16 protein-coding genes and 2 riboswitches are annotated in these 17,679 nt (G+C 68.8%); of the genes, 2 read left to right on the top strand and 14 right to left on the bottom strand.

What is annotated here, in order from left to right:
* Positions 1 to 40: 40 nt before the first annotated feature.
* On the top strand, positions 41 to 2,056 hold the full coding sequence (locus tag ACLBYA_RS22060) for a hypothetical protein (RefSeq protein ID WP_447711582.1): 2,016 nt from the start codon (positions 41 to 43) through the stop codon (positions 2,054 to 2,056).
* 1 nt (position 2,057) lies between these two features.
* On the opposite strand, the gene ACLBYA_RS22055 is transcribed toward ACLBYA_RS22060, so the two are convergent.
* Both ACLBYA_RS22055 and ACLBYA_RS22050 read right to left on the bottom strand, forming a co-directional pair.
* Positions 2,058 to 2,903 carry an endonuclease/exonuclease/phosphatase family protein gene (locus ACLBYA_RS22055; RefSeq protein ID WP_447711581.1) on the bottom strand — a complete coding sequence of 282 codons (846 nt, stop codon included), beginning with the start codon at positions 2,901 to 2,903 and terminating at the stop codon, positions 2,058 to 2,060.
* A gap of 10 nt (positions 2,904 to 2,913) precedes the next feature.
* Positions 2,914 to 4,290, bottom strand: coding sequence for an MFS transporter (locus ACLBYA_RS22050; RefSeq protein WP_447711580.1), 1,377 nt, complete (start codon positions 4,288 to 4,290; stop codon positions 2,914 to 2,916).
* Between the two features lie 98 nt (positions 4,291 to 4,388).
* On the opposite strand from ACLBYA_RS22050, the gene ACLBYA_RS22045 reads away from it, so the two are divergent.
* Positions 4,389 to 4,793, top strand: a complete 405-nt coding sequence (locus tag ACLBYA_RS22045; protein ID WP_447711579.1) for a winged helix-turn-helix transcriptional regulator — start codon at positions 4,389 to 4,391, stop codon at positions 4,791 to 4,793.
* Here the strand turns inward: ACLBYA_RS22045 and gcvP are convergent, their stop codons facing one another.
* The 12 genes from gcvP to ACLBYA_RS21985 all read right to left on the bottom strand — a co-directional run bounded on the left by gcvP (position 4,794) and on the right by ACLBYA_RS21985 (position 17,625).
* Entirely contained in the window at positions 4,794 to 7,622 is a 2,829-nt protein-coding gene (gene gcvP / locus ACLBYA_RS22040) for an aminomethyl-transferring glycine dehydrogenase (protein ID WP_447711710.1), read from the bottom strand.
* A 51-nt stretch (positions 7,623 to 7,673) separates the two neighbouring features.
* Positions 7,674 to 7,767, bottom strand: a riboswitch (glycine riboswitch).
* Positions 7,768 to 7,865: riboswitch (glycine riboswitch) on the bottom strand. It lies immediately after the preceding riboswitch.
* A 14-nt stretch (positions 7,866 to 7,879) separates the two neighbouring features.
* Positions 7,880 to 9,013 carry a M20 family metallopeptidase gene (locus tag ACLBYA_RS22035; protein ID WP_447711709.1) on the bottom strand — a complete coding sequence of 378 codons (1,134 nt, stop codon included), beginning with the start codon at positions 9,011 to 9,013 and terminating at the stop codon, positions 7,880 to 7,882.
* Positions 9,006 to 9,680, bottom strand: coding sequence for a DUF1028 domain-containing protein (locus tag ACLBYA_RS22030; protein ID WP_447711578.1), 675 nt, complete (start codon positions 9,678 to 9,680; stop codon positions 9,006 to 9,008). Before ACLBYA_RS22030 ends, ACLBYA_RS22035 begins: the two co-directional genes overlap by 8 nt.
* A complete protein-coding gene (locus ACLBYA_RS22025; RefSeq protein WP_447711577.1) occupies positions 9,677 to 10,093 on the bottom strand; it encodes a RidA family protein in 417 nt (138 codons plus the stop codon). The genes ACLBYA_RS22030 and ACLBYA_RS22025 overlap by 4 nt, the downstream gene beginning before the upstream one ends.
* Complete coding sequence (locus ACLBYA_RS22020) at positions 10,090 to 11,550, bottom strand: 4-hydroxyphenylacetate 3-hydroxylase family protein (RefSeq protein WP_447711576.1); 1,461 nt, start codon at positions 11,548 to 11,550, stop codon at positions 10,090 to 10,092. Before ACLBYA_RS22020 ends, ACLBYA_RS22025 begins: the two co-directional genes overlap by 4 nt.
* Positions 11,547 to 12,053, bottom strand: coding sequence for a flavin reductase family protein (locus tag ACLBYA_RS22015; RefSeq protein ID WP_447711575.1), 507 nt, complete (start codon positions 12,051 to 12,053; stop codon positions 11,547 to 11,549). The genes ACLBYA_RS22020 and ACLBYA_RS22015 overlap by 4 nt, the downstream gene beginning before the upstream one ends.
* Positions 12,054 to 12,174: 121 nt before the next feature.
* Positions 12,175 to 13,185, bottom strand: coding sequence for a zinc-binding dehydrogenase (locus ACLBYA_RS22010; RefSeq protein WP_447711708.1), 1,011 nt, complete (start codon positions 13,183 to 13,185; stop codon positions 12,175 to 12,177).
* Positions 13,186 to 13,190: 5 nt separating this feature from the next.
* On the bottom strand, positions 13,191 to 14,009 hold the full coding sequence (locus tag ACLBYA_RS22005; protein ID WP_447711574.1) for an alpha/beta fold hydrolase: 819 nt from the start codon (positions 14,007 to 14,009) through the stop codon (positions 13,191 to 13,193).
* 137 nt (positions 14,010 to 14,146) lie between these two features.
* Positions 14,147 to 15,070, bottom strand: coding sequence for a LysR family transcriptional regulator (locus ACLBYA_RS22000; protein ID WP_447711573.1), 924 nt, complete (start codon positions 15,068 to 15,070; stop codon positions 14,147 to 14,149).
* 4 nt (positions 15,071 to 15,074) lie between these two features.
* On the bottom strand, positions 15,075 to 16,352 hold the full coding sequence (locus tag ACLBYA_RS21995) for a TRAP transporter large permease (protein ID WP_447711572.1): 1,278 nt from the start codon (positions 16,350 to 16,352) through the stop codon (positions 15,075 to 15,077).
* On the bottom strand, positions 16,349 to 16,924 hold the full coding sequence (locus tag ACLBYA_RS21990) for a TRAP transporter small permease (RefSeq protein ID WP_447711571.1): 576 nt from the start codon (positions 16,922 to 16,924) through the stop codon (positions 16,349 to 16,351). Before ACLBYA_RS21990 ends, ACLBYA_RS21995 begins: the two co-directional genes overlap by 4 nt.
* A complete protein-coding gene (locus tag ACLBYA_RS21985; protein WP_447711570.1) occupies positions 16,921 to 17,625 on the bottom strand; it encodes a maleate cis-trans isomerase family protein in 705 nt (234 codons plus the stop codon). Before ACLBYA_RS21985 ends, ACLBYA_RS21990 begins: the two co-directional genes overlap by 4 nt.
* Between the last annotated feature and the right edge of the window lie 54 nt (positions 17,626 to 17,679).

The raw sequence follows: 17,679 nt of genomic DNA, 5'->3' as shown, positions 1-17,679 counted from the left end.
TTCGGCGGGGCATTCGACACGACTGTTTGAGAGGGTAGGGATGGGCAGGCACAGCATTCCCGATCCCGATGACCAGCCGGAAGAGGAATTCGGGGTATTCGGCGGCCGCGACGAACCGCGGCCGTACGAACCCGATACCGCACCGCCGTCCGGGTCCCATGGGCGCCCTGAACAGCCGGAGCCCGAATTCGGCTACGGGACAGACGATTACGGGTACCGGCCGAGCGACGATTATGACGAGCCCGACCCGGCGCCGCGCGGTTTCCCCGCCGTCGCCGACGAGGACTCCCCGACCCAGGCGTTCTCGGTCACCGGCCGGCAGCGCACCTACGACAGCGGCGAGTGGACCGGTTCACACCGCGCGGTGACGACCGGACGGCGCACCGTCAGCCGCGGGGTGATCATCGCGCTGGTGACCGTCGTGGCCGTCGTCGGCGGGGTCATCGCCTGGCAGTTCTTCGGTAACGCACTGTCCGATCGCAGCCAGGCCTCGGCCGACCGCTGCGTGGAGGGCGAGGTCACCGTGGCCGTCGTCGCCGATCCCGCGATCGCCGATCTGGTCAGCACCCAGGCGCAGGACTACGTCGGGACCAACCCGCGCGTCGGTGACCGGTGTGTCAAGGTCGCCGTGCAGTCCGCCGATGCCGACGCCGTGATCAACGGGTTCACCGGCGCATGGCCGGGCGACCTCGGTGAACAACCGGCGATGTGGCTGCCTGCGAGTTCCTCCTCGGAGGCCCGACTGGAAGCCACGGCCGGCGGCGAGGCCGTCATCGACAGCCGATCGCTGGTCAGCTCGCCCGTCGTGCTGGCCATTCGTCCCGAGCTGAAATCCGCACTGGCGCAGCAGAACTGGTCGGCATTACCGAACCTGCAGAGCAATCCGGCCGGGCTGGACGGGCTGAATCTGCCGGGCTGGGGCGGACTGCGGCTGGCCTTGCCGATGGCCGGAAACAGTGACGCCGGGGTGCTGGCCGCCGAGGCCGTTGCCGCCGCATCGGCTCCGGCCGGGTCGCCGGCCACCGCGGGTGCCGGCGCAGCGCAACGACTGATGGGCGCGGCACCCGAACTCTCCGACGCCCAGGCCTCCACGGCGCTGGATGCGTTACTCAACGCCGCCGACCCGGCCGCCGCGCCGGTGCACGCAGTGGCCACCACCGAGCAGCGACTGGTACAGCGCGCCGCGGGGATCGATGATGCCGCGACCAAGCTGACAAGCTGGACGCCGCCCGGTCCGGCCGCCATCGCCGATTTCCCGGCGGTCCTGCTCAGCGGTGACTGGCTGTCCAAGGAACAGGTCACCGCTGCCAGCGAATTCGACCGCTTCATGCGGAAACCCGAACAGCTGGCGAAGCTGGCCGAGGCCGGCTTCCGTGCCGAGGGAGCTTCCAACCCGGAGAGCCCGGTGACCGATTTCCCGGCGCTGGGACAGCCGCTGAATCTCGGCGATCCCGCCGAGCGCGCTGCGCTGGCCGACCGGCTGACCGCACCGGTCCAGGACGGCACGGTGACCCTCATGCTGGGCGAGTCGATCCCCGGGTTGTCCGATGTGACCGGCGCGCTCGCCGAACGCGTGCAGATGCTGCCGCCGTCGGCGGCGGTCGGGTTGTGGACCTTCGACGGGGTGGCCGGTAGCTCGGCGATCACCACCGGTCCGCTGAGCGATGACGTCGGCGGCCGCCCCCGCTCGGCGGCGCTGGGCTCGAGCCTGCAGGCACAGTCCGGTTCGGCCGGCGGCGCGGTATCGTTCACCACCCTGCGCCTGGTGTACGGCGACGCGGTGTCGAACTTCCGTGCCGATCAGCCGAATTCGGTGCTCGTCATCACGGCGGGCCCGCACACCGACCGCAGCCTGGACGGACCGGGACTGATCTCTTACATCCAGGGCGCGGTGGACCAGCAGCGCCCGGTGGCCGTCAACGTCATCAACATCGGTGACGACCCGGACCGACAGACGTGGGAGCAGGTGGCCGAGGCCAGCGGCGGTGCGTACCGCAGCGTGCCGAGTGCGACCGATCCCGCGCTGGCCGATGCCGTGTCGGAATTCCTCGGCTGAGTCAGCTCCGGACCAGTGTGGCGCGCACCCCGAAGTGATCCGACGGGAACACCCGTGGGAGCTCGGGGGCGATGGCTTCGCGGCCAAGCAGTTCGATGGACTCCGGGGCCCAGCGTTCGCCCTTGAGCAGGACCCGGTCGAACCGCACATGCCGGTGTTTGTCGTCCATGTCGTAGCGCATCAGATTGATCGTGGTGTCCTCCGTGTAACCCGGTTCATCGGGCCTCAGGATCGGCCAGACATCCCGGAAATCCGCCGGGATGATGCCGTTCTCGGCGTCGCGGAGGTTGAAGTCGCCCAGGAACACCGCATCGGCGTCGCGCACCGACCCGACGATCTCGCCCAGCTGCTGATCCCGCAATTGATCTGCCGCCTTGCCGCTTTCGAGGTGGATGCCGACCACTGTCAACGGATGGCCGCCGATCCGGTAGCACGCCGTGAGGTAGCCGCGGGACCGCTCGGTCGGTAACCCGCCGTAGGTGACCTCACCAACCGGCAGCCTGGTCAGCAACAGCATCCCGTAGTTGCCGACGTATCCGCCGGTCACCGCCGCACTGAGGTAGCGCTCCCGGATCCACGGCTGCTCAAGCAGGACCCGGCGGGCCGTCTCGGTGACCTCCTGGAACACCATGATGTCCGGAGCGTGGTGCGACAACTCGTCGGCGATGGTGCGGTAGCGCTGCTCGGCATGCCAGGGGTCACACCAGATGTTGTAGGTGGCCAGGCTGATCCGCTCGGCAGGCACGTCGGCACGGGTTACCCCGCGCGATGTCCAGAGCCTGCCGTTGAATCGTCGGACCGCCACCGTGGCCGGCCGACGGAACACGTCCAGACCCAGCCATTGCATGCCGCCAAAGCTACGCGGCCGCGGCAACGCATTCGGCCGGGGCGCGCCGGGCGCGCGGCAGCGTGACCACGATGCCGAGCACGCCGAGGACCACCGGCGCCCACAGCGCGGCGCGGTACGAGTCGAGCTGTTCGGCCCCGGCCGCCTCCGCGGCGACCTGGACCGCAGTGGTGGCCGCCAGCCCGATCGCGGCACCGAACTGGAAGGTGGTGTAGAGCAGACCGCTGGTCAGCCCCTGCGCCGACTCCTCGACCCCGTCGGTCGCGGCGATCGTCAGCGGCCCGTATGCCAGGGTGAAGGCGATGCCCAGGGCCAGGAAGCTGGGCAGCATGGACAGGTACACCCAATCCCGCTCGACCCCGAGGAACAGCACGAACGACAGTGCCGAGAACGTCATCCCGGCCGCGATGACACGCCATAACCCGAAGCGGCGCACCAGGATCGGGGTGAGCGTCGGTGCCAGGATCGCGTCGATCGCGACGACCAGCAGGGCCATCGCCGTGGCCAGCGCCGACCAACCGCGCAGCTCCTGCAGGTAGAGCACGACGATGAACTGGAATCCCATGAAGCCGGCGGCCAGGCATCCCGCGCCGATATAGGCGTTCACCTGTGCGCCGCGGCGCAGCAGGTCCGGCGGCACCAGCGGGTCGGCGGCGCTGCGCTGCCGGGCGACGAATCCGGCCAGCAGCACCACCGCGATGACCCCGAGCGAGCCCGAGACGAGCGCGGCGCCGTGCACGGCGTGCTCGATGGCGGTGACGGTCAGCATCACCGCACCCGTGATCAGGACCGCGCCGGGCAGGTCCAGAGAACGCCGCTCGGTGGGGCGGTCGCGCGGGATGAGGGGTATCGCGAGCGTCAGCACCGCCAGCGCCAGCACGACGGGGGCGAAGAACACCCAACGCCAGCCGAACGTGGTGAGTACTCCCCCGGCGACCAGTCCGAGGGAGAAGCCGGCCGCGCCGATACCGGCGTAGATGAGCACGGCCCGGTCACGTTGCGACCCTTCGGGAATGCTGGTGGTGATGATCGCCAGACCGGCGGGCATCAGGAATGCGGCGGCGATGCCGGTGATCACCCGGACGGCGATGATCGTCGCGCCATTGGGGGCGATACCGCCCAGCGCCGACACCCCGATGAAGATCACCAGCGCGGTCAGGAACACCCGCCGCCGGCCGTAGACGTCGGCGGTGCGCCCGCCGAGCAGCATGAATCCGCCGTAGCCGATGACGTAACCGCTGACGATCCACTGCAGTTCGAGGGTCGGCAGATCGAGTGCCGCCCGGATGGTCGGCAAGGCGATGTTGAACATCGCGATGTCGATGCCCTCCAGGAACGAGGCCCCGCACAGCGCCGCCAGCAGCAGTGCCGATCGGGTTCGCGTCATGATGCGTGTGGTGCTCGTGTCCATCTGCCCACCCTCGGTTCCTATTGGTAACTGACCACATCATCAGGCACCATGGTGCGATGGCGGAAGAAGGCACTTTGAAGTCAGTCGGTACCCCGCAGGTAACCGACTGCTGCCCCGATGCGTTCCAATGGGATCGACGCGAGGACTGCGAGGTCCGTCAGATCCTCGACCGCATCGCCGACAAATGGTCGCTGCTCATCATCGCCCTGCTCGACGACGGGTCGATGCGGTTCACCGAGCTCAAACGGATGATCGACGGTGTCAGCCAGCGCATGCTGACCGTGACACTGCGCCAACTGGAGCGCGACGGCCTGGTCCGGCGCACGGTGCACGCGACAGTACCGCCGCGCGTCGACTACGAGCTGACCGACCTGGGCCGCACCCTGCACCAGACGGTGCAGACGCTGGTGGACTGGACCGAGCGACACCAGGGCGATATCGCCGCGGCGCGAGCACGATTCGACGCCGCCGACCGCTGACTAGGCGAACGCCTCGACCGGCGGGCAGGAGCACACCAGGTTCCGGTCACCGTAGGCGGCGTCGATCCGGCGCACCGGCGGCCACACCTTGGGCCGGAAACCCTTGCCCAGCGGGTAGGCGGCCTGCTCGCGGGTGTACGGGTGCGTCCAGTCGGCCACCAGCAGCGACTCGGCGGTGTGCGGGGCGCCGCGCAGCGGGTTGTCGTCCGCCGGCCACTCCCCCGACCCGACCCGATCGATCTCCGCGCGGATCGCGATCATGGCGTCGCAGAACGCATCGACCTCGGCCAGGCTCTCACTCTCGGTGGGCTCGACCATCAGCGTGCCCGCCACCGGGAAGCTCATCGTCGGAGCATGGAAACCGAAGTCCGCCAATCGTTTCGCCACATCGTCGACGGTGACGCCGGTGGCCTTGGTGATGCCGCGCAGATCCAGGATGCACTCGTGGGCCACCATGCCGTTCTCGCCGGTGTAGAGCACCGGGAAGTACTCGTCGAGCCGGCGTGCCACATAGTTGGCCGAAGCAATGGCCGTCAGTGATGCCGCCCGCAGTCCGCGGCCACCCATCATCCGGATGTACATCCAGGTGATCGGCAGGATCGAGGCCGATCCGTACGGCGCTGCGGACACCGTGTAGTCGTTGCCGAGTTCGGCGGCCATTGGGTGGCCGGGCAGGTACGGGGCCAGGTGGCTGCGCACCGCCACCGGTCCGACACCGGGGCCGCCGCCACCGTGCGGGATGCAGAACGTCTTGTGCAGGTTCAGATGGCTGACGTCGCCACCGAACCGGCCCGGCCGGGCCAAGCCGACCAGGGCGTTCAGGTTGGCACCGTCGACGTAGACCTGACCACCGGCGTCGTGCACGGCGGCGCAGATGTCGGCGACGTCGTGCTCGTACACCCCGTGCGTGGACGGGTAGGTGATCATCAGTGCGGCCAGCCGCTCGGCGTGCTCGGAAACCTTGGCGCGCAGGTCATCCAGGTCGACGTCACCGTTGGCCCGGCACTTCACCACCACCACGCGCATCCCGACCAGCGCCGCGGAGGCGGCATTGGTGCCGTGCGCGCTCGACGGGATCAGGCAGACATCGCGGTCCGGCTGGCCGTTCGCGCGGTGATAGGCCTCGATGGCCAGCAGTCCGGCGTACTCGCCCTGGGATCCGGCGTTGGGCTGCAGCGAGATCTCGTCATAACCGGTGATGCCGGTCAGCCAGTCCTGCAGGTCGGCGATCAGCCGGCGCAGGCCCGGGGTGTCGCCGGCCGGCGCGAACGGATGCTGCTTGGCGAACTCGGACCAGGTGATCGGCTCCATCTCGGCGGCGGCGTTGAGTTTCATGGTGCACGACCCGAGCGGGATCATGCTGCGGTCGAGTGCGATGTCCTTGTCCGCCAACGACCGCAGGTAACGCATCATCGAAGTCTCGGTGCGGTACAGGTGGAATGCCGGGTGGGTCAGGAATTCCGATGTGCGAGTGGCGATATCGGCACCGACGGGCTCGACGGCACCGACACCGAAGGCATCCAGCACGGCGGCGACATGCGCATCGGTGGTGGCCTCGTCGCAGGCCACCGAAACATGGTCGGCATCGACGCGCCACAGGTTGATCCCGGCGGCCTTGGCGGCGGCCACGACCTCGTCGGCCCGACCCGGCACCCGCGCCAGCACGGTGTCGAAGTAGTTGGCGTGCACCAGCGAATCACCCAGGGCGGCTCCGATCTTGCGGGCGTGCCCGTGCACCCGGCCGGCGATGGCCGCCAGCCCGTCGGCGCCGTGGTAGCTGGCATACATGGCGGCGATGACCGCCAGCAGCACCTGCGCGGTACAGATATTGCTGGTCGCCTTGTCGCGGCGGATGTGCTGCTCACGGGTCTGCAGGCTCAGCCGGTAGGCCGGGGTGCCGTCAGCATCCAACGAGACACCGACCAGCCGGCCCGGCAGCTGCCGGGCGTGCTTGGTGTGCACGGCCAGGTATCCGGCGTGCGGTCCGCCGAATCCCATCGGCACACCGAAGCGTTGGGTGGTGCCGAAGGCGACGTCGGCACCGAAGTCACCGGGCGGCGTGATCAGGGTGGCGGCCAGCAGATCGGCGCCGACGGCGACCAGCGCGCCGCGCTCGTGGGCCTCGGTGACCAGGGCCGACCAGTCGTCGATACGCCCGCTGGCACCCGGGGACTGCACGATGACACCGAAGAAGTCACCCTCGGGCAGGCCTTGGCGCAGGTCGGCGGTGACGACCTCGATGTTGAGCGGCTCTGCGCGGGTGTTGATCACCGCGGCGGTCTGCGCGTACACGTCGACATCGACGGCCAGCCGGTTGGACGGGCCCTTGACGGCCCGGTGCATCAGGGTCATCGCCTCTGCGGCCGCGGTGCCCTCGTCGAGCATCGAGGCGTTGGCGACGTCGAGACCGGTCAGGTCGCTGACCATGGTCTGGAAATTGAGCAGCGCCTCGAGCCGGCCCTGGCTGATCTCGGGCTGGTACGGCGTGTAGGCGGTGTACCAGGCCGGGTTCTCCAGGATGTTGCGCTTGAGCACCGGCGGGGTCAGCGTGTCGAAGTAGCCCTGCCCGATCATCGACACCGCGACGGTGTTGGAGTCCGCCAGCGCCAGCAGTTCGGCGAGCGCCTCCTCCTCGGTGGCCGGTGCGGGCAGGCTCTCCAGGCCGGGGGCCAACCCGTCGGCGGTCAGCTCGTCGAGGATGCCCGTCGGCAGCGCCTTGGCGGCCAGTTCGTCGAGCGAACCGACACCGATGACATCGAGCATCTTGGCGACCGCGACGGTATCGGGCCCGATATGGCGGGCGACGAAACCGGACGAGGTGGACGACACATCAGCAGACACAATGTCTCCCCAGTTCGAGGGTGGGCGCCGCGAAGCGCGTCCTCTCCCTCTGTCGGGGTGCCTGAGAGATTCAGCCCGACTCGGGCCTTTCCCCATGGGCGGGTGCGCGGGGCACCGCTTTCCAGAGGCATCGTGGCCGTGCGCGGTCCGGGGGCCTGAGAGGTTGACGGAGAGGTGTTGCTCCTTCGGCGTCCGTGACTGGCGGCCACGAAACTCTCCCGCGCAAGGGCGATGCGCAGCTCATTCTACCGGTCGGCCAGATCCACCGCCGTCCACGCCAGTGCGGTGGCACCGTCGCGCAGCGCGGCCTCGGCTGCGGGACCCACCGCGGCATCGGCGAACTCCCGCTGGTGGTTCACCGCGGGCAGCGACCCGATCCCCAGATAGGGGTGGATGGCGCGCACCCGCTGAGACACATTGCCCATGTCGGTCGACGCCTGCCGCATCGCCGCGGCGCCCTCGGCCGGCTCGGCGTTCATGTCCCGGCCGAGCGCCGCGGCGTTGGCGATGAACAGATCCAGCATCTCCTCGTCGGTGTGGAACTCCGCGTACGGCGGAGACTCCAGTTCGATCTCCAACTCGCAGCCGGTGCCCAGGGCGCCGGCCTCGAAGCACTTCCGGATCCGGCCTTCGATGCCGGTCAGCTCGGCCAGCGTGCGGGCCCGCACGTACCAGCGGCCGGCGGCGGCATCCGGGATCGCGTTGGGCGCCGATCCGGCCTCGGTGACCACGCCGTGTACCCGGGTCGTCGGCGGCAACTGCTGGCGCAGCAGGCCGATGGCCACCTGGGCGACGGTGAAGGCATCGGCGGCGTTCACCCCCAGATGCGGGTAGGCGCCGGCGTGCGCGCTCACCCCGCGGTAGGCGACGCGCCAGTGCGCGACGGCCAGCGGTTCGGCCCGCGGCGCGTCCACCGGACCCGGATGCATCATCAGCGCGGCATCCAGACCGTCGAACTCACCGGCGTCGAGCAGGTGGATCTTGCCGCCGCCGCCCTCCTCGGCCGGGGTGCCGATGACGTGCACCGTCAGCGCCTGCCGGACGTCGGCCTGCTGCACCATCAGCGCCGCACCGACCGAGGATGCCGCGATCAGGTTGTGTCCGCAGGCGTGGCCGAGCCCGGGCAGCGCATCGTATTCGGCGATGAACGCGACATGCAGCGGGCCGGTGCCGGTGCAGGCGTGGAACGCGGTGTCCAGCCCGCCGGCCCGGTCGTCGACGGCGAACCCGCGCTCGGCGAGCAGCTCGGTGAGCATCCGGTGGGCGCGGAACTCCTGCCAGGCCGGCTCGGGATCGGCGTGCAGCCTGGTGCTGATGCCGCGCACCGTCTCCCAGTCCCGGTCCAGGTGGTCGCGGGCGGCCGCCTTGGCCTCAGAGATCACCCGGCACTCCGAAGCTCGGCGCCCCCGACGGGTCCAGTGCCCGGCGCACGTAGTCGTCGCGCTGCGGTTCCCACACCGTCCACAGCTCCGACAGCCGCGTGTAGGGGTCCTCGGCCCAGTCCACCCGCAGGGTGGTCTCGGGCCAGTCGACCTCGCGGTAGACCAGCAGCCCGGCGGCGTACACCGGGCCCTCCTCACCGCCGGCCGCCAAGGCGGCGGCCAGCCCGTCGAGCAGCCGCCGTTCGAACTGCTCGGCCGCCGACGTCTCGTAACCGCGGATCAGTTCGGCGATGGTGGCCGGACCGGCGAGCATGTTGCCGGCCGCGACCACGCCGTCACCGGCCACATGATGGTGGGTGCCCAGTGCGCCGGCGCCGCTGAATGCGGCCGATCGGCCGGCCCGGTCCAGCACCGTCAGCTGCCGGTAGTCGCGCAGCTTGTGGCCCTCGACCACGGCGTCCAGCGCGGACTGCGCATCGTCGCCGGCCGCCAGCCGGTCCAGCAGCCGCCCGCCCAGCCGCGGGTCGGTCACGTTCTGGCTGGCCGCCGCTCCCAGGCTGGGCCGGATGGACAGACACCGCGACGCCACCGCCGGCGAGGAGGACGAGATGATCATGCCGAAGGCACCGGTGTCGCGGTCCAGGGCCGCCATCGAGAACGTCACGACGCCACCTGCCGCACTGCGATCACGTCGACCTCGACCAGCCATTCGGGCCGGGCCAGCGCGCTGACCACTAGACCCGTCGACACCGGGTGCACCCCCTTGAGGCAGCGCCCGATGACCCGGTACACCGTCTCGCGGTATCGCGGATCGACAAGGTAGACAGTCACTTTCACGATATCGTCGAGTGTCGCGTCGGCCTCGCCCAGCAGCATTTCGATATTGGCCATCGCCTGCTCGGTCTGGGCGGCCACATCACCGATGCCGACGCTTTCGGCGGAGTCGAGATCCTGGCCGATCTGCCCGCGCAGATAGATGGTGTCGCCCGCGACGACGGCCTGGCACAGATCGTTGTCGATGTTCTGTTCCGGGTAGGTGTCACGGGTGTTGAAGGGGCGGATACGTCGATGTCTCACGCGGTGACGTCCCCGTTCACCCGGTCCGACAACTCGGCGGCGGCCTGCACCATCGCCAGCGGACCGTCGAAATCGAAGTTGCGGTAGACGGCCTGGTAGTGCGCGAACGGCGGTGCCTGGGCGAACAACTGGAATGTCAGCCGGTGCCCGGCATAGTCGCTGTTGAGCAGGTCACGGGCGAAGGCCAGCAGCTTGCGGCGGTCGTCGGCCTGCCATTCGTCGGTGATCGAGTAGTACTTCTCCAGCCACGGCGCGGCCCCCGGGATGCCGAAGGTGGCCGAATCGGGGGTGATGCAGATCTGGCCGCCGCACAGTTCGCGTGCGTAGTGCATCATCTGCGGCAGCTGGGTCTGCGCCCACACCCGGCCGGCGTAGAGCAACGATTGATTCGGCATCAGCAGTCCGCCCGGGCTGGTCTCGGCGGTGGCCACCGCGGCGGTCAGGTGGGCGTCGATACCCTCGCGGTAGCAGGCCAGCATGGCCAACTTCTCCTGCACGGCCGGGTTCTTGTCCAGGCCGGTCTGCCGGACGTTGAACAGGGCGGCCCCGATCATCAGGTCGGCGAACCGGATGGAGCGGTGCACGTAGGGCAGCGCGCTGTAGCGGTGCAGGCAGCTGCGTACGAAGGTGGCTGCCCGGGTGTGCCGGTAGAACAGGATGTCGTCCCACGGGATCAGCACGTTGTCGAAGATCACCAGCGACTCGACCTCGTCCACCCGGTTGGACAGCGGGTAGTCCGCCGCGTCGCGGCGCCCGGCGAATCCGGTGCGGCAGATGAACTTCAGGTTGGGCGCGTTCAGGTCGGCGATGAACCCGACCGCATAGTCGGAGAGCTTCGCATCGCCCCAGTTGGCGATGGTGGGCTTGGTGTAGGCCTGGGTGGCGTACGGCGCGGCGGTCTCGTACTTGGCGCCGCGGACGATGATGCCGTCGTCGGTCTCCTTGACCACGTGCAGCAGCATGTCCGGATCCTGGTCCTGGGGACGCTTGGAGCGGTCGCCCTTCGGATCGGTGTTGGCCGAGATGTGGAATGGGTCGCCGGTGGCCGCCTTCTTCACGTGCCTGCGGATGTTCTCGGCGAACCGCGGATCGACCTCGTTGAGGACGTCCTGCCCGTCGTAGAGGGCCCACATCTCGCCGATCGTCTCGTCACCGACGCGGGTGACCACACCGCGCGCCTGGTCCAGCACCAGGTCGATCGCGGCCCGCTTGTCGATCCAATCCTGTTGTGTCAGCGGCATCTTGTTGGCGATCGAATTGCGCTCGCCGTTCTCGTCGACGTAGCTCATCACGTCCTGGGTGGCCGCCTCGTGCGCCAGGTCGTAGATCCGGGCCCGGATGTCGATGATCGGGGCGAACATCGGGTGCTTGGTCACATCGTGCACCTGTTCCCCGTCGATGTAGATCTCGCGTCCGGTGTCGATGGCCGCGCGATACTCGTCTCCGGTCTTGATCATGCGTGTTGTCCTTCCGTGTGGTTGGCCGAGAGCGTGCGATAGCTGCCGCGCAGGTGCAGCATCGGTTCGGCATCGGTGTGTGCGACGTGACGAACCTCGCCGAGGTACAGATGGTGCGAGCCGACGTCGGTGACGCTGAGCAGTGCGCATTCGAACGATGCGACGCTGTCGGTGTAGACCGGCAGACCGTTGAGCCCGTGGCTCCACTCGTCGTCGTCGAAGGTGAAAGGGGCCCGGTCGCCGCGTGGGCGACCGGCGAATGTGTCCGCCGCACTGTGGTGCCCAGGCCCGAGCAGGGACACGTTGAACTCGGCGCCGTGCTGGATGGCGGCATTGATGGGGCTGCGGCGGTTGATGCACACGCCCAGGACCGCCGGCTCGTCGGAGACCCGGCTGACCGCCGAGACGGTCTGACCCCACCGCAGGTCGTGCGCCCGGGTCGTCACGATGGTCACCGGTGTCGCGGCGCAGCTGACTGCCCGGATGAAGTCCCGGGTGCCCACGGTAGACAGAGTGGGTTTCATTGGGATGCCTCGCATTTCGGATTCGGGGCTGATGCCGCGGACGTCAGCGTTGGTATCCGCTGCCTCCATGCTGCCCGCCCGGCGACGATCTGACAAAGAGCTAGTTCCGTTGTTTCGCATCAGTTTTCGAGATGCCGACCCCGACGGTGACCACGACCTTCCCGACCCGGTCGGCGGCGCCGAATCTGTTGTGTGCCAGATCGATCCGGTCCAGGGTGTGCGATGACACGTCGAGCACCGGCCAGAGGTCGCGGGTTCGCACCCTCGGCAGCACCTCGGCCGCCAGTTCCCGGCAAATCGCGGCGCGTGTCTGGTCGGGCAGCCGCCCCAGGCTCGACGAGGAGATCTCGGCGCCGGCGGCCATCAGCGCGCCCAGGTCCACCGTCGCCCGGCTGCCGCCGGCCACCCCCACGATGACCAGCCGGCCCTGCGGCGCGAGCAGACTGATGTTGGCGTCGACGGCGGTGGCGCCCTGGTTGTCCAGAACGATGTCGAACCCACCGGGCACCAGACGCCGCGCCGCGTCGAACACATCGCCGGTGCCGTAGTCGATCACCTGGTCACACCCCAGTTCGGCGCACAGCGTCACCTTGGCCGCGCCACGAGCGGTGCCGGTGACCACGGCGCCCAGCGAGCGGGCCAACTGGACGGCCATCGAGCCGACTCCCCCGGCCGCACCGTGGATCAGCACCCGGTCGCCGGCCCGTAACCGGCCCCGGTACACCAGATTCCACCACGCGGTGGCCGCCGCCTCCGGCAGCGCCGCGGCCACACACAGGTCCAGGTCGTCGGGAATCGGCAGGCAGGCATCGGCGGCCACGGCGACGTATTCCGCATAGGCTCCGGCCCGGGTCAGCGCCGCGACCCGGTCACCGGGACGCAGTGTCGTCACCTCGGGCCCGACAGCGGTCACCACACCGGCACACTCCAGCCCGGGGATACCGTCCGCGGGGGCCGGCATCAGGCCGCGGCACTGCAGGATCTCGGCATTGTTGAGCCCGATCGCTTCGACCGAGACCATGACCTCACCGGCGCCCGGCACAGGGACCGGCACCCTGTCGATGCGCAGCGGCCGCGAGCCGCCCGGGTCGCTCAGCACCGCCGCCGTCATCGTGGTCACGACGTCGCCCCCACGGCCAGACCGGCGTGGAATGCCCTTATCACGGCGGTGAATTCGGCGGCGCATGTCTCCGGGCTGGCGATGTCGCCGTCAGCCAGCACATGCTCGTCGGCCTGCGGGAACGCCGCCATGATCTGCCCGCGCCGGGGGAAGGCCCGCAGATCCCTGGCCGATGCCAGACACAGCACCGGACCCTGGTACCGGCCGACCCCGTCCTCGGAGCGGTAGACCGCCACCGCCGCGTGACCACGGTCCGGGTCGGGATGAGCCAGCACGTCGCGGATGTAGCGACCCTGCACGGCCGGATCGGATGCGGCCAGATACTCGGCGCGGCGCCGCCACAGCTGCCCCAGATGTCCACCATCCGATTGCGGCGCAATGGCATTGAACGGTGGCGCGGTGCGTCGGCGGACCCGCTCCCCTTCGTCGATGAACGGGGTGGACGACAGCACCAGCGACTGCACCCGGTCGGGGTCGGCGGCGGCCGCCTGATAGGCGACCAGGCCGCCGAAGTGATGCCCGACCAGGTGAGCGCACGGAACACGCAGGGCGTCCAGCAGGTTCAGGACTGCCCCGGCGGTCGCCTCGATGGTGTTGTCGGCCAACGGTTGTGATGCGCCGTAACCGGGCAGGTCCGGAATCACCAGGCGGTAGTCCTCGATCAGGTCCGCGACACCCCGGAATTCGTCCCAGTTACGCGGGGTCTGGTGCAGCAGCACCAGACACGGCCGGTCGATGTGCCCGTTCTTGGTGACGACGTGCATCCGGCCCGATCGGGTCTCGATGTACATCGGGGTCAGCTCGGTGCCGCTCACGTAGCCTCCATCTCGGATCAGTGGTCTGACTTCGATCCAAGCCACCGCGACCCGCACAGGCAAACAGTGAATAGCGCTGTGCTACATCGCTTTACCAGATGCAGGGCAGCTGCGAAAGCAATGGTCTCCCAGGATTTTCAGCAGGCCGCGGTGACCACGGTCCGGCAACGCTCGGCAAAGGCGCTGGCCCGCCGGCTCATCCGCATCGAGGCCAGCGAGGCCACCACCACGCGCAGCGGCAGCACATCGTCGGCGATCGGCACGGCCACCACACGGCCGCCGGCATAGGTGCTGTCGGTCGCGGGCCGCTGGTGCAGCAGGCTGTAGCCGTGGTTCTGGGCCACCATCGCGCGTACCGTCTCGTAGCTGCTGGAGCGGTACTGCACGTTGGGCGCCAAACCGCGCTCGGTGAACACACCGATGAAATAGTCACGGCTGTAGGGCAGATCGACCAGGATCATCGGCTCGTCGACCAGGTCGGCCAACCGCACGTTCGCGGCGGTGGCCAGCCGGTGCGATGCGGGAAGCGCTGCGTAGGGCCGGATCTCGGCGAGCACGTCACGGCTGATTGTGTCGCCGAGCGCCAGGTCGTAGGTCAACGCCACCTCGGCCCGTCCGGACTCCAGATACTCCCCGACCTCGCCGGCGACCGCCTCGGTGACGTGGACCTCCAGGCCGGGGTGGTCGAATTTGAGGCCGGCCAGAATCGCCGGCAGATAGAACGGCGCGATCGGACTGAAACACGCGACCTGCAGTGGACCCCAGAATGCCTGCGACTCACCGGCTATCGACTCAAGGGACTCCGCCAGGGCGGTCAGTGTCTGTCGGGCGCGCAGCAACAACTCCTTGCCCGCGGCGGTGAGGATCAGCCCCTTGGCGTGGCGTCGGATGAACAACTGCACACCTAGTTCCTTCTCCAGGTGGGCCACGGCCGAGGACACCGCCGACTGCGCGACGAACAGGTCCTCGGCCGCCCGCGTCATGCTCTCGCGTTCGGCGACCCGGATGAAATAACGCAGCTGGGTCAGCGAAATCCCGCGCAGTTGATCCACACCGGTCACCGTGTCACTCCCCCAAAGTCGTGGGCAGCCAGGTGGCCAGCGCCGGGAACAGGATGACCAGCAGCAGCACCGCGGCGGTGGCCACCAGGAACGGGGTGTTGGCCCGCAACACCCGCCACGCGTCCACCCTGGCGATCTTGGCCGCCACCACCAGCGACATCGCCACCGGCGGGGTGACCTGGCCGATGATCACCGTCAGCACGATGATGACGCCGAAGTACACCGGGTCGATGCCGACGGCCAACATGGTGGGCAGCATCACCGGCATGATCACCGGGATCAGCGGATCGAACAACATGCCGGCCAGGACGGCCACCACGGTGAGCACCAGGACGTAGCCGAGCTGGGCGTCACCCGGCACGATGTGGGTGGCGAATTCGGTGAGCGCCTTGGGCAATCCGGCCATCGCCAGCACTGCACCCAGCGCGACCGAGACGCCGACGATCAGCATCACCTCGCCGGTCAGCACGGCCGCCTCGACCAGGCACCGGTAGAGCCTGCGTGCGCCGAGCGACCGGAAGACCACCGAGGAGATGACGATCGCGTACACCACGGCGAACGCCCCGGATTCGGTGGGGGTGAACACCCCGAGGGTCAGTCCCAGCACCACCAGCAGCGGCACTCCGAAGGCCAGGAACGCGCCGCGGAACGTGCGCCACACCTCGCGCCAGCTGTATGGGATCTTCTCCCCCCAGCCGTTGCGCCGGGCCTGCACGGCCACCACGACCATCAGTACGACGGTGAGGATCACGCCGGGGATGATGCCGGCCAGGAACAGGGCGCCCAGCGAGGTGCCGGTGGCCGCGGCGTAAAGGATCATCGGCGAGGACGGCGGGATCAGCGGCCCGATGCCCGAGGACGAGGCCGTCACCGCGGCGGCGTACGGGCCGGGGTACCCGTGCTTCTTCATCTGCGGGATCAGGGTGGATCCGGTACCGGCCAGGTCGGCCACCGAGGTACCGACCATCCCGCCGAAGAACAAGCTGGTCGACACGTCGACCTGGGCCAGTCCACCCGGTAGCGATCCGAAAATCGCACGGGCGAAGGCGAATACCCGCTCGGCGACCCCGCCGGCATTCATCACCACACCGGCCAGGATGAACAGCGGCATGGCGAGCAGCACAAAGCTGCTCATCCCGTCGGTGACCTGTTGGGGATACTGCAGCATCCACGAACCGCCCAGGGTGGCGTAGACCGCGACACCGCTGGCCATCGAGATGATCAACGGAGTGCCCAGCAACAGCAGGCCGACGATCACCACCAGGGTGAGGGTCAGGATCACGATTCTTCCTCTTCCAGCTGACGCAGCAGCGCTGCCCGGCACCCGGGCAACTGGAACAGCACCACCAGTGCCGCGACCGTCGCCCCGACCGGCAGGGCCGCGAGGAAGAAACCCTTGGGCAGCCGCAGATACGGGCTGGGGTCACCGCCGAACTTGGTGACGTACAGATAGGCGAACCAGGCCAGGTGCAGCAGTATCGCTGCGGTCAGCAGATCGGTGGCCAGTTTCAGCCACACCTGCACGCGGAGCGGAAACCGGCCGACGAAGGCCCGGATCTCGATCGATTCGCGCCGCCGCACACCGAGGGTGAAGCCCAGCATGGTCAGCCACAGCATCAGCCCGGTGACCAGTTCCTCGGTCCACCCCAGCGGCGAGTTGAATGCGAAGCGCAGCACCGCGTTGGCGAACAGGATGATGGTGATCGCCGCCAGCATGCCGGCACAGAGGATCTCCAGTACCCGGTCGATCAGCTTGTGACTGCCTGGATTCGGGTCGACTCCGAAGCTGGAGTCGAGCTGCATCTCCACGTCCGCGGGGTCGGCGATGGGGTGCATCTCGTTGCGGGCCGTCACTCGCCATCCTCCACCCGGGTGTCCACCAACGAGCCGAAGCCAGGCCGGGCCGCCCACACTCCGGCGATCTGCAGGGCATACCAGAACGACGCCTGGACCGCACTGATCACCGGCTTGCCCAGTTCGGCCTCCAGCGCCGCGATGGCACCGACGCTGGCGAAGTTGGTGCAGCTGATGAACACCGCGGTGGAGTCGTCGGTGTCGGTCTGGACCGCCAGGTCATAGATGCGCTCCAGTGGCACCTGGGCCAGTTCGTGATCGTTGGTGATGTCCAGGCCGACGCTGGCGACCACGGGATGACCGTTCTCGCCGAAGAACCGGGTGGCGCGGTCGATCACCTCCTGCCGGTACGGCGTGACCAGGCTGATCGGTCCGGCCTGCACCGCCTTGAGTGCGGCGATGCTCGCGGTCGAGGTGGTGGTACAGCGTCCGGTGAGTCCGCTCCATTCCTCGAGGTGGCCGATGAGCATGCGGTCCCATTCGGTGCCGTGCAGGAAGGAGGCACTGGTGCCGCCGAACACCAACACGTCCAGCGGCGCCTGGGCCACCAGTTCGGTGGCGGTGCGTAACTCCGGCGATCGCATCATCGCGTCGATACCGTCGACGGTGACGCTGGGCAGGGTGACGCGGCTGGTGTGGATGGTGGCCGCAGGCGTGGCCATGGCGTACATCTCGGCCTCCATGAGTGTGCTGGACGCCATATACACCAACCCGATCCGGGTCGCCGTGTTGAGCGCACCGAGCGGAAGCCTGGG

This window comes from Mycobacterium sp. C31M (genome assembly GCF_053345865.1).
The sequence above is the reverse complement of the archived record's forward strand: the minus strand, read 5'-3'. Positions and strand labels throughout refer to the sequence as shown.